The organism is Celeribacter sp. PS-C1, from assembly GCF_019429625.1.
In the GTDB taxonomy this organism is placed as follows: Bacteria; Pseudomonadota; Alphaproteobacteria; order Rhodobacterales; family Rhodobacteraceae; genus Celeribacter.
In genome coordinates this window covers 31,647-41,491 of sequence record NZ_JAHXRW010000009.1, presented here as the reverse complement: position 1 = coordinate 41,491, position 9,845 = coordinate 31,647, and the positions used below count along the sequence as shown (strand labels likewise).

At 57.7% G+C, this 9,845-nt stretch carries 17 protein-coding genes; all 17 read right to left on the bottom strand.

All coding sequences use genetic code 11. The features are described 5' to 3' along the window. Positions 1-124 precede the first annotated feature (124 nt). The gene (locus J5Y17_RS13555) at positions 125-1,141 is read right to left on the bottom strand and encodes a DNA-directed RNA polymerase subunit alpha (RefSeq protein WP_167601453.1); all 1,017 of its coding nucleotides are present in this window, start codon (positions 1,139-1,141) and stop codon (positions 125-127) included. A gap of 123 nt (positions 1,142-1,264) precedes the next feature. Continuing rightward, entirely contained in the window at positions 1,265-1,657 is a 393-nt protein-coding gene (rpsK, locus tag J5Y17_RS13550) for a 30S ribosomal protein S11 (protein ID WP_167601452.1), read from the bottom strand. 15 nt (positions 1,658-1,672) lie between these two features. Next, positions 1,673-2,041: a 30S ribosomal protein S13 gene (gene rpsM, locus J5Y17_RS13545; RefSeq protein ID WP_219785784.1), complete on the bottom strand. Its 369-nt coding sequence runs from the start codon at positions 2,039-2,041 to the stop codon at positions 1,673-1,675. Positions 2,042-2,256: 215 nt separating this feature from the next. Then, the gene (locus tag J5Y17_RS13540; protein ID WP_219785783.1) at positions 2,257-2,832 is read right to left on the bottom strand and encodes an adenylate kinase; all 576 of its coding nucleotides are present in this window, start codon (positions 2,830-2,832) and stop codon (positions 2,257-2,259) included. Beyond that, positions 2,829-4,187, bottom strand: coding sequence for a preprotein translocase subunit SecY (gene secY, locus J5Y17_RS13535; RefSeq protein WP_219785782.1), 1,359 nt, complete (start codon positions 4,185-4,187; stop codon positions 2,829-2,831). Before secY ends, J5Y17_RS13540 begins: the two co-directional genes overlap by 4 nt. A 105-nt stretch (positions 4,188-4,292) precedes the next feature. Further along, positions 4,293-4,769, bottom strand: a complete 477-nt coding sequence (gene rplO, locus J5Y17_RS13530) for a 50S ribosomal protein L15 (RefSeq protein WP_219785781.1) — start codon at positions 4,767-4,769, stop codon at positions 4,293-4,295. Positions 4,770-5,246: 477 nt separating this feature from the next. Next, the gene (locus J5Y17_RS19235) at positions 5,247-5,372 is read right to left on the bottom strand and encodes a hypothetical protein (protein WP_255572094.1); all 126 of its coding nucleotides are present in this window, start codon (positions 5,370-5,372) and stop codon (positions 5,247-5,249) included. A 38-nt stretch (positions 5,373-5,410) separates the two neighbouring features. Continuing rightward, positions 5,411-5,632 (bottom strand): DUF1127 domain-containing protein, encoded by a 222-nt coding sequence (locus J5Y17_RS13525; RefSeq protein WP_219785780.1) that lies wholly within the window; start codon positions 5,630-5,632, stop codon positions 5,411-5,413. A gap of 421 nt (positions 5,633-6,053) precedes the next feature. Beyond that, positions 6,054-6,242: a 50S ribosomal protein L30 gene (gene rpmD, locus J5Y17_RS13520; protein ID WP_219785779.1), complete on the bottom strand. Its 189-nt coding sequence runs from the start codon at positions 6,240-6,242 to the stop codon at positions 6,054-6,056. A gap of 12 nt (positions 6,243-6,254) precedes the next feature. Then, the gene (gene rpsE, locus J5Y17_RS13515; protein WP_219785778.1) at positions 6,255-6,824 is read right to left on the bottom strand and encodes a 30S ribosomal protein S5; all 570 of its coding nucleotides are present in this window, start codon (positions 6,822-6,824) and stop codon (positions 6,255-6,257) included. Positions 6,825-6,956: 132 nt separating this feature from the next. Then, positions 6,957-7,316, bottom strand: coding sequence for a 50S ribosomal protein L18 (gene rplR, locus J5Y17_RS13510; protein ID WP_167601440.1), 360 nt, complete (start codon positions 7,314-7,316; stop codon positions 6,957-6,959). Positions 7,317-7,327: 11 nt separating this feature from the next. Continuing rightward, positions 7,328-7,861 (bottom strand): 50S ribosomal protein L6, encoded by a 534-nt coding sequence (gene rplF, locus J5Y17_RS13505; protein ID WP_219785777.1) that lies wholly within the window; start codon positions 7,859-7,861, stop codon positions 7,328-7,330. 12 nt (positions 7,862-7,873) lie between these two features. Beyond that, positions 7,874-8,266, bottom strand: a complete 393-nt coding sequence (rpsH, locus tag J5Y17_RS13500; RefSeq protein WP_219785776.1) for a 30S ribosomal protein S8 — start codon at positions 8,264-8,266, stop codon at positions 7,874-7,876. A gap of 13 nt (positions 8,267-8,279) precedes the next feature. Beyond that, entirely contained in the window at positions 8,280-8,585 is a 306-nt protein-coding gene (gene rpsN / locus J5Y17_RS13495) for a 30S ribosomal protein S14 (RefSeq protein WP_219785775.1), read from the bottom strand. A gap of 22 nt (positions 8,586-8,607) precedes the next feature. Further along, entirely contained in the window at positions 8,608-9,171 is a 564-nt protein-coding gene (gene rplE, locus J5Y17_RS13490) for a 50S ribosomal protein L5 (protein WP_219785774.1), read from the bottom strand. Continuing rightward, positions 9,171-9,476 carry a 50S ribosomal protein L24 gene (rplX, locus tag J5Y17_RS13485; protein WP_219785773.1) on the bottom strand — a complete coding sequence of 102 codons (306 nt, stop codon included), beginning with the start codon at positions 9,474-9,476 and terminating at the stop codon, positions 9,171-9,173. The genes rplE and rplX overlap by 1 nt, the downstream gene beginning before the upstream one ends. Continuing rightward, entirely contained in the window at positions 9,476-9,844 is a 369-nt protein-coding gene (gene rplN, locus J5Y17_RS13480) for a 50S ribosomal protein L14 (RefSeq protein WP_090060723.1), read from the bottom strand. The genes rplX and rplN overlap by 1 nt, the downstream gene beginning before the upstream one ends. Between the last annotated feature and the right edge of the window lies 1 nt (position 9,845).

Sequence of the window (9,845 nt, the reverse complement as noted above, 5' to 3'; positions counted from 1 at the left end):
CTTTGTCTGGCAGCCGATGCGTGTCAGCCGCTCTCCTTGGGGCCCTCCTCATTGGGAGATGTGCCCAGATGTTCCCCGCACAGAGCGGGCATTTTGCGGAGGCCCGAAGGCCCCCGCGAAGCTCTTAGAACTGGTCTTCGAATTTCTTCGCCAGATCTTCGATGTTCTCAGGCGGCCACTCTTCGACATCCATGCCGAGGTGCAGGCCCATGCCGGACAGAACCTCTTTGATCTCGTTGAGCGACTTGCGGCCGAAGTTCGGGGTGCGGAGCATCTCGGCTTCGGTTTTCTGGATGAGATCGCCGATATAGACGATGTTGTCGTTCTTGAGGCAGTTTGCCGAACGGACAGACAGTTCCAGCTCGTCCACTTTCTTGAGAAGCAGCGGGTTGAACTCGAGACCATCGTCTTCTTCCTGACGACCAGCCGATTCCGGCTCGTCGAAGTTCACGAAGATGCCCAGCTGATCCTGAAGGATGCGCGCAGCGAAGGCCACGGCGTCTTCCGGGGTTACGGATCCGTCGGTTTCGATTTTCATCGTCAGCTTGTCATAGTCGAGCACCTGACCTTCACGGGTCGGCTGCACGTCGTAGGACACTTTCTTGACCGGCGAATAGATCGCGTCGACCGGGATCAGGCCGATCGGCGCATCTTCCGGCTTGTTCTTGTCGGCGGAGACGTAACCTTTGCCGGTGTTCACGGTGAGTTCCATGAACAGATCGGCGCCATCGTCGAGGTGGCAGATCACGTGATCCTTGTTCAGAACCTCAATGCCGGCGGATTCAGAGATGTCACCGGCGGTGACAACCATCGGACCCTTGGCGGAGATGGAAAGACGCTTCGGCCCTTCGACTTCCATGCGCAGGGACACGCCTTTGAGGTTCAGAATGATGTCGGTGACGTCTTCACGAACGCCAGCAACAGAAGAGAATTCATGCAGAACGTTGTCGATCTGGACGGAGGTGATGGCCGCGCCCTGAAGCGACGACATCAACACGCGACGCAGCGCGTTGCCCAGCGTCAGACCAAACCCGCGCTCAAGCGGTTCGGCAACGAGGGTAGCTTGACGTGCCGGCTCATTGCCCGGCTTTACATCCAGCTGTTGCGGTTTAATGAGCTCGGCCCAATTTTTGTGGATCATGCTGGTGCCTCCATTCTTGTTCTTACGCCCATGTCCGGAAGCGAAAGAACGCCCGAGGGGTCTCTAAAACGCACAAAAGGACCGCGGGCACGAAGACCCGCGATCCGAAATCTATACGGTCGATTACACGCGGCGACGCTTCGGCGGGCGGCAGCCGTTGTGTGCAATCGGGGTCACGTCGCGGATGGACGTGATGTTGAAGCCGATAGCAGCCAGAGCGCGCAGAGCGGACTCACGGCCAGAGCCGGGGCCCTGAACTTCGACTTCGAGGGTTTTCACGCCGTGATCCTGAGCTTTTTTACCAGCGTCCTCAGCAGCCATCTGAGCGGCGTAGGGCGTGGATTTCCGGGAGCCTTTGAAGCCCATCGTGCCAGCGGACGACCAGGAGATCGCATTGCCTTGCACGTCGGAGATCAGGATTTTGGTGTTGTTGAAGGTGGAGTTCACGTGAGCAACGCCTGCGGCGATGTTCTTGGAAGCCTTCTTCTTTGTCGTACGACGGGTATCGCGTGCCATTGGTCAGTTCTCCCCTTACTTCTTCTTACCAGCGATGGCCTTTGCCGGGCCTTTGCGGGTGCGAGCGTTGGTGTGGGTACGTTGACCGCGAACCGGGAGGTTACGACGGTGACGCAGGCCGCGGTAGCAGCCGAGGTCCATGAGACGCTTGATGTTCATTTGAACTTCACGGCGCAGGTCGCCTTCCACGGTGTAGTTGGCGTCGATGTGCTCGCGGATGGCGAGAACTTCGGCGTCAGACAGCTCGTTGACGCGACGGGTGAGGTCGATGCCAACAGCTTCGCAGATAGCAACGGCAGAGGTGCTGCCAATGCCCGTGATGTAGGTGAGCGCGATCGGAACGCGCTTCGCGGTTGGGATGTTTACGCCGGCGATACGTGCCACGTTATTTTCCTTTCGTTGCGGTTCCGTAGTCCCGGAACCTTTTTTCACAACGGAGGCTCGCGGGACAAAACCAGCGAGCCACAGCTGAATTCAGGTGATGATTGATACAAGCTTTTCAGGGTGAAACGCCTGCATTCGATTCTTTTCCCCAAAGGGGATGGGTTGCCATAGAGGCGAATCGCCGGAGGGTCAAGGCCTTCCGGCGAGAGAAATGATCAGTCCAGCGCCTTTGCGATATCAGCAGAGACCTGATCCATGCTCTGAAGGCCATCAACGGTCTTCAGATCGCCTTTGGCGTAGTAGTAGCCAATCAGCGGAGAGGTCTTTTTGTAATATTCCATCAGGCGGATTTTGACGCTCTCTTCGTTGTCGTCCGCACGCGCCTCTTTGCCGGCAGCAACCGCCTCGGCAGCGCGATTGACGATGCGCTTCACCAGCGTGCCGTCATCCACCTCGAGCAGAACCACCGAATCGAGCTGCGCCCCGTTGCGGGACAGAAGCTCGTCGAGCGCGTCGGCTTGGCCCAGCGTACGCGGGAAGCCGTCGAAGATGAAACCAGCGGCGTTGCCACCTTTGATCTTCTCTTCGATCAGGCCGATCACGATCTCGTCGGTGACGAGTTGACCGGCATCCATGATGGCCGCAACCTTTTTGCCCATTTCCGTGCCGGAGGTCTTTGCTTCACGCAGCATATCCCCGGTGGAAAGTTGCACCATGCCTCGCTCCTCCACGAGACGTTGCGCCTGAGTTCCCTTGCCCGCGCCCGGCGGTCCAAGCAGAATAATGTTCATCGTCTTGCTGTCCCTCTTTTGCTGCGCTTCCTCCCGCGCAGCTGAGATTTCTCGATCAGCCCCTCATACTGGTGCGCCAGCAGGTGGGACTGGACTTGTTGAATCGTGTCCATCGTCACCGATACCACAATCAACACCGAAGTGCCGCCAAAATAGAAGGGGATGGCGAACTGGCTCCGAAGAATTTCCGGCAACAGACAAACTGCGGCCAAATAGGCGGAGCCGATCACGAGGAGACGGGCCACGATGTAATCGAGGTGTTCCTCGGTCTTCTTCCCCGGACGGATGCCGGGAATGAATCCGTTCTGATTCTTCAGGTTCTTGGCCACGTCTTCCGATTTGAAGGCGACGTTGGCGGTATAGAAGTAGGCGAAGAAGACGATCATCGCCGTGAAGAACAGAAGGTAAAGCGGTTGACCCGGGCCGAAGTAGGCGAGGATCGTGGACATCACCGGACCCACATCTTGCTGACCGGAGAAAGTCGCGATGGTGGTCGGCAGAAGCAGCAGAGACGATGCGAAGATCGCCGGGATCACGCCCGCCGGGTTCACCTTGATCGGCAGGTGCGACGACTGCGCGTCATAGATTTTCATGCCCTGCTGGCGGCGCGGATATTGGATATGCACCTTCCGCAACGCGCGTTCCATGAAGACTACAAAGGCGATCACGGCGACGACCATGGCAATCACGATCAGCGTCACGATCGGAGAGATCGCGCCAGAGCGGCCGGAGGCAAAGAACTGAGCCAGAGCACCCGGGATCTCGGCGACGATGCCGACGAAGATGATCAGAGAGATACCGTTGCCGATGCCGCGGTTGGTGATCTGCTCACCAAGCCACATCAGGAACATGGTGCCGCCCACAAGCGTGATCACGACGCCAGCACGGAAATACCAACCCGGATCATGGGCCAGGTTCCCGGCCTCAAGGGAGGCGGCGAGACCATAGGCTTGGAACAGCGCCAGAGCGACCGTGCCGAAACGGGTGTATTGGTTGATCTTCTTGCGGCCCGCTTCGCCCTCTTTCTTGAGGTTCTCAAGCGAAGGCACCATCGAGGTCAGAAGCTGGACGATAATGGAGGCGGAAATGTAGGGCATGATGCCGAGCGCAAAAATCCCCATCCGACCCAGCGCACCGCCGGTGAACATCGACAGGATGCCGCCCAGACCGGATGCGGCCTGATCCATAAAGTCACGAAGCGCGTTGCCGTCGATCCCCGGCACCGGAATAAAGGTGCCCAAACGGTAAACGATCAAAAGACCGATGGTGAAAAAGATACGCTGGCGAAGCTCCTTGGCCTTCCCGAAGGTGCCCCAGTCGAGGTTCGCCGCCATTTGTTCTGCTGCGGATGCCATTAATGGTCTCTCTATTCACGACAGCGCCGCCCGACCGGGCTTTCCGGGGGCGGCGCTTGGAAAACTCAAACCTGATGTAAGGGGACAGGCCCCTCGTCACAAGTCTTATTCGGCTGCCGCGTCGGCCTTTGCGGCCACGGTGAGCGAGCCGCCTGCTTTTTCGACAGCTTCGACAGCGGATTTGGAGGCGCCGGTGACGGTGATGGTCAGTTTGGATTTGACATCGCCTTTCGCCAGAACGCGGATACCGTCCAGTTTACGACGCACCAGACCGGAGGCCACGAGGCTGTCTTCGGTCACGTTGGCGGCGTCGAGTTTGCCGGCTTCAATGAATTTCTCGATCAGGCCGAGGTTCACAACAGCGAATTTCGCGCGGTTCGGCTTGTTAAAGCCACGCTTCGGAAGACGCTGGTAGAGCGGCATCTGGCCGCCCTCGTAGCCTTTGATGGCCACGCCGGAACGGGATTTTTGACCTTTGATACCACGGCCACCCATTTTACCTTTGCCCGAACCCGGGCCACGGCCAACGCGCATGCGTTTCTTGGTTGCGCCTTCGTTGTCGCGCAGTTCATGCAATTTCATGTCGCTTCTCCTTGCCGGATGTGCCCTCCAGCGACGGAGTGGGCAACCACGGCTTACATGTGTTGATTCTTATGGACGCGGTTGTCCACCGGGCGCGTATAGACGCTTGATGCTTTACGATCAAGCGTCCTCATAAATTTAGTGACAGTGAACTTGTCCCGTCGACGTTTGCATATGGCAGCATTTGCCGGGAGGGGACGATTTCCGACAACCACCTCCATGCGCGATTTCGGTTTCCGAGGCTAAAGGAGCATCAATGAGAGATGCGGCTGCAACCGGAGACGCCATCAAAAGGGGAAAAGTCACAAGACAAAGCATGCGAGACATAGATCGACCTCAAAAAGTTAACAAATGGTTAACCTTCATCGCATGGTTTACATGTAACGCAAGACCTTTCCCGAAAACCAAAACACCCCACAGTGTCCTGCGGGGTGCGTGTCTTGTCCTAAGTCCGACGCACATGCGCCGCGCTGGGTGTCACTCTGCGGTGGCGCGCAGGTATTCTTTCCAGGTCGGAACGGGGCCAGCCTGCCAATGGGAGCGCAAGGCGCAGGCACCATTGAAGAGCGGGCGTAGGAGAGATTGGAAAGAGGCGGCGAGCATGGTCGGATCCTTTGACGTCGTTTGCGCTAAGCGAAGGCTCAGAGGCGCGCAGCGGTGCTGCGGGCGATGTCCATGATGTCGGAACGGCCAAGGCCGATATCGGCCAGCTCGTGATCAGACAGGGCATTGAGTTCGTTGTAGGTTTTTGCGAACGCGCGCTGACGTGCGATGCTGGAGCGCATGCCTTCGATGATGTCGCGAACGGTGTCGATCAAACCTACGCCTGCGGCGATGCGGGCCGTGTCATTGTAGTGTGCCATAGTGTTTTTCCTTTTGTCGGGACCGTATGTCCCGCGAATCTGAATGTTTGGTTCTCTTTAGGAGCACGGCTCATGTAGAGGTGGCCGCCAAAGATGACATCCCCCTGTTTTTGCGACCCTGCTATGCACAAAATGCATGCAGTTTATAAACTGATTAGTTTTTGCGCACATCTCAGATCAAAGATGCCGGCTTGGCTGGGTTCACTTCCAGTTTTTCCCCGACTCCACCTCAGGAATACGACCGATCAAGGGACAATCGTTAGACTTTGTCGAATTCGCCCTGCCCTCGCGCAGTCATAAGCAGGTCAGAGCGAGAGGGAATTCATGTCCAACCAATATAATCCGCACAAAAGAAAACGCCCCACCGATCAGGCAGGGCGTTTGAATTCTTAATGTTGGAGCTTGCGCCCCAAACCGGCGTTTAGCCGCGCTCTTCGACGATTTCGACGAGGTGCGGGATGGATGCAACCATGCCACGGACGGAAGGAGTATCTTCCAGCTCGCGGGTTTTGTGCATCTTGTTCAGGCCGAGACCGACGAGGGTCTGACGCTGTTTGGCCGGGCGACGGATCGGGGAGCCGATCTGTTTTACAACGATGGTTTTAGCCATGTCTCAGTCTCCTTACGCGTCTGCTTCAGCGGCTTCAGCAACCGGAGCATCGTCCTTGCGGAGGATGTCGGCGACTTTCTTGCCACGGCGCTGAGCCACGGAACGCGGGGAAGCCTCTTTCTTGAGACCGTCCAGCGTAGCGCGGATCATGTTGTACGGGTTCTGGGAGCCAATGGATTTGGCAACCACGTCCTGAACGCCGAGCATTTCGAACACGGCACGCATCGGACCACCGGCGATGATACCAGTACCGGTCGGAGCGGTGCGCATGACGACTTTACCAGCGCCGTGACGACCTTCGACGTCGTGGTGCAGGGTACGGCCCTCTTTCAGAGCGACGCGGATCATCTGGCGCTTGGCTTGCTCGGTGGCTTTGCGGATGGCCTCGGGGACCTCTTTCGCTTTGCCTTTGCCGAAGCCAACGCGGCCTTTTTGGTCGCCCACAACCACGAGAGCAGCAAAGCCGAAACGCTTACCACCTTTCACGGTTTTGGACACACGGTTGATCGCGACGAGACGATCGGCGAATTCCGGGGTTTCTTCGCGTTCGCGACGGTCCCGGCGGTTTTCACGTTCTGCCATAGAACTTTCCTTACAAAGGTAGCGCGTTTCCCATGAAACAGGGGCGCTGTTGAACTCGATCCTGGTGGTTGCCTGCGAACACAGGACCCCGGATCATCGGGAAGGGGAGCTTTCGCCCCCCTCCCTCAAGTCTTAGAACTTCAGACCACCTTCACGGGCAGCGTCGGCCAAGGCCTTCACTTTGCCGTGGAAGAGGAAGCCACCACGGTCGAAGTAGCACTCTTCGACGCCGGCTTTCTTCGCGCGCTCTGCGATCGCAGCGCCAACTTTGGCGGCTGCTTCGACGTTGTTCTTGCCGACCACACCGAAATCTTTTTCGAGCGTGGATGCGGAAGCCAGGGTTTTGCCCTGAACGTCGTCGATCAGCTGAGCGCTGATGTTCTTGTTCGAACGATGGATCGACAGGCGAAGCTTGCCGACATTGTTCTTGCGAAGTTTGTTCCGAACGCGCAGGCGGCGTTTCAGAAACAGTGTCCGTTTGCTGTTTGCCATGATGAGCGTCCTTACTTCTTCTTCCCTTCCTTGCGGAAGATATACTCGTCTTTGTATTTGATGCCTTTGCCTTTGTAGGGCTCGGGCTTACGCCATTCGCGGATGTTGGCCGCGACTTGACCGACGAGTTGCGGGTCGGAACCCTCGATGGTGATCTCGGTCGGTTTCGCGGACGTCACGGTGACGCCAGCGGGAACCTCAAAGTTCACCTCGTGGGAGTAACCCAGGTTGAGTTTGAGCACGTTGCCCTGCATCTGAGCACGATAACCAACACCGTTGATTTCGAGCTCTTTTTTGAAGCCGTCGGACACACCGGTCACCATGTTGGCGACCATGGTGCGGGACATGCCCCACTGCTGGCGAGCGCGCTTGGATTTACCACGCGGGGTGACGGTGACGGCGTTGTCTTCGACAGCGATGGTCACGTCGTCCGTGGCGGTGAAGGAGTGAGTGCCTTTCGGGCCCTTCACTTCGATGGTCTGGCCAGACACAGTGGCGGAAACGCCGCTGGGCAGCTCGACCGGTCGTTTACCAATACGAGACATCGATAGACCTCCTTAGAAGACGGTGCAAAGCACTTCGCCACCAACGTTGTTGGCACGAGCGTTTGCGTCCGACATCACACCCTTCGGGGTGGAGACAATCGACACACCGAGGCCCTGACGGACCGACGGGATGTCCTTAACACCGAGGTACACGCGACGGCCGGGTTTGGAGACCCGTTGCAGTTCGCGGATGACCGGGGTGCCTTCGAAGTATTTCAGGCTGATTTCAAGGGTCGGGTGACCATTGACGTCGGTGCCTTTTTCGTAGCCGCGGATGTAGCCCTCGTCGAGCAGCACGTCCAGAACCCAGCCACGCAGCTTGGAAGCCGGGGTGGATACGGTGGATTTGCCACGCAGTTGAGCGTTACGGATACGGGTGAGCATATCGCCGATAGGATCGTTCATATCTCTGCCCTCCTTACCAGCTGGATTTCACGAGGCCGGGGATCTGGCCGAAAGAGCCGAGTTCCCGCAACATGATCCGGGAGACCTTCAGCTTACGATAGTAAGCGTGCGGACGGCCGGTCAGCTGGCAACGGTTGTGAAGACGGGTTGCCGAGCTGTTGCGCGGCAGTTCTGCAAGCTTCAGGGAAGCGCGGAAACGCTCTTCCATCGGCTTATCTTGGTCGTAGATAACCTCTTTGAGCGACGCGCGCTTAGCGGCATATTTTGCCACCAGCTTCTCGCGCTTGCGCTCACGGGCGATCATGGATTTCTTAGCCATGTTCTCTAAACTCCTCGCGCGATCAGCTGTTGAAAGGCATGTTGAAAGCTTTCAACAGGCTCTTTGCTTCAGCGTCGGTTTTCGCCGTGGTGGCGATGACAATGTCCATACCCCAGGTCTCATCGACTTGGTCGAAGTTGATCTCGGGGAACACGATGTGCTCTTTCAGGCCCATGGCGTAGTTGCCACGGCCGTCAAAGGATTTGCCGGACACGCCGCGGAAGTCGCGGATGCGGGGCATAGCAATCGTGATCAGACGGTCGAGGAATTCGTACATACGGTCGCCACGAAGGGTCACCTTCGCACCGAGCGGCATGTCTTCACGAACGCGGAAACCAGCGATGGATTTCTTGGCTTTCGTGATGAGAGCCTTTTGGCCGGCGATCGCGGAAAGATCTTCCTGAGCGGATTTCGCTTTCTTGGAATCTTTCACAGCTTCAGCGCCGCAACCGATGTTCAGAACGATTTTGTCCAGACGCGGGATCTGCATGTCGTTTTTGTAGCCGAACTCTTCTTTGAGAGCGGCACGAATGCTGTCCTTGTACGCCGCCTTCAGACGCGGGGTGTAATCGGTGGTGTCGAGCATCAGATCACGTCTCCCGTGGTCTTGGCGAAACGCACTTTCTTGTCACCTTCGAATTTGAAGCCGACGCGGGTGGCTTTGCCGTTGGCGTCCAGAAGCGCGAGGTTGGAGAGGTCGATCGGCATGGCGACCGGACGACGGCCCCCTTGATCACCTTGGGTCGCGCGGGTGTGACGGATGGCGATGTTCACGCCTTCCACGATGGCTTTGCCTTTGGACGGCATCACAGAGGTGATTTCACCCTGTTTGCCTTTGTCCTTACCGGCAAGCACGACGACCTTGTCGCCTTTACGCAGTTTCGCAGCCATTAGAGCACCTCCGGTGCCAGCGACACGATTTTCATCATGCCTTTTGCACGCAGCTCACGAACCACCGGCCCGAAGATACGGGTGCCGACAGGCTCGTTGTTGTTGTTGAGGATCACGGCCGCGTTGCGATCAAAACGGATCGCGGTGCCGTCTTCACGACGGACCTCTTTGGCGGTGCGCACGACGACGGCCTTACGGACGTCACCTTTTTTCACACGGCCACGCGGAATTGCTTCCTTGACCGACACCACGATGATGTCGCCCACGGAGGCGTAACGACGGTGGGAACCGCCGAGGACCTTGATGCACTGAACTCGGCGAGCGCCAGAGTTATCAGCGACATCCAGATTGGTCTGCATCTGGATCATT

What these genes read in the sequence shown, in the direction of transcription:
- J5Y17_RS13555 (WP_167601453.1), bottom strand. Translation starts at nt 1,141, where the DNA reads ATGATCCACAAAAATTGGGCCGAGCTCATTAAACCGCAACAGCTGGAT.
- rpsK (WP_167601452.1), bottom strand. Translation starts at nt 1,657, where the DNA reads ATGGCACGCGATACCCGTCGTACGACAAAGAAGAAGGCTTCCAAGAAC.
- J5Y17_RS13540 (WP_219785783.1), bottom strand. Translation starts at nt 2,832, where the DNA reads ATGAACATTATTCTGCTTGGACCGCCGGGCGCGGGCAAGGGAACTCAG.
- secY (WP_219785782.1), bottom strand. Translation starts at nt 4,187, where the DNA reads ATGGCATCCGCAGCAGAACAAATGGCGGCGAACCTCGACTGGGGCACC.
- rplO (WP_219785781.1), bottom strand. Translation starts at nt 4,769, where the DNA reads ATGAAATTGCATGAACTGCGCGACAACGAAGGCGCAACCAAGAAACGC.
- J5Y17_RS19235 (WP_255572094.1), bottom strand. Translation starts at nt 5,372, where the DNA reads ATGCTCGCCGCCTCTTTCCAATCTCTCCTACGCCCGCTCTTCAATGGT.
- J5Y17_RS13525 (WP_219785780.1), bottom strand. Translation starts at nt 5,632, where the DNA reads ATGGCACACTACAATGACACGGCCCGCATCGCCGCAGGCGTAGGTTTG.
- rpmD (WP_219785779.1), bottom strand. Translation starts at nt 6,242, where the DNA reads ATGGCTAAAACCATCGTTGTAAAACAGATCGGCTCCCCGATCCGTCGC.
- rpsE (WP_219785778.1), bottom strand. Translation starts at nt 6,824, where the DNA reads ATGGCAGAACGTGAAAACCGCCGGGACCGTCGCGAACGCGAAGAAACC.
- rplR (WP_167601440.1), bottom strand. Translation starts at nt 7,316, where the DNA reads ATGGCAAACAGCAAACGGACACTGTTTCTGAAACGCCGCCTGCGCGTT.
- rplF (WP_219785777.1), bottom strand. Translation starts at nt 7,861, where the DNA reads ATGTCTCGTATTGGTAAACGACCGGTCGAGCTGCCCAGCGGCGTTTCC.
- rpsH (WP_219785776.1), bottom strand. Translation starts at nt 8,266, where the DNA reads ATGAACGATCCTATCGGCGATATGCTCACCCGTATCCGTAACGCTCAA.
- rpsN (WP_219785775.1), bottom strand. Translation starts at nt 8,585, where the DNA reads ATGGCTAAGAAATCCATGATCGCCCGTGAGCGCAAGCGCGAGAAGCTG.
- rplE (WP_219785774.1), bottom strand. Translation starts at nt 9,171, where the DNA reads ATGCTCGACACCACCGATTACACCCCGCGTCTGAAGGCGGCGTACAAG.
- rplX (WP_219785773.1), bottom strand. Translation starts at nt 9,476, where the DNA reads ATGGCTGCGAAACTGCGTAAAGGCGACAAGGTCGTCGTGCTTGCCGGT.
- rplN (WP_090060723.1), bottom strand. Translation starts at nt 9,844, where the DNA reads ATGATCCAGATGCAGACCAATCTGGATGTCGCTGATAACTCTGGCGCT.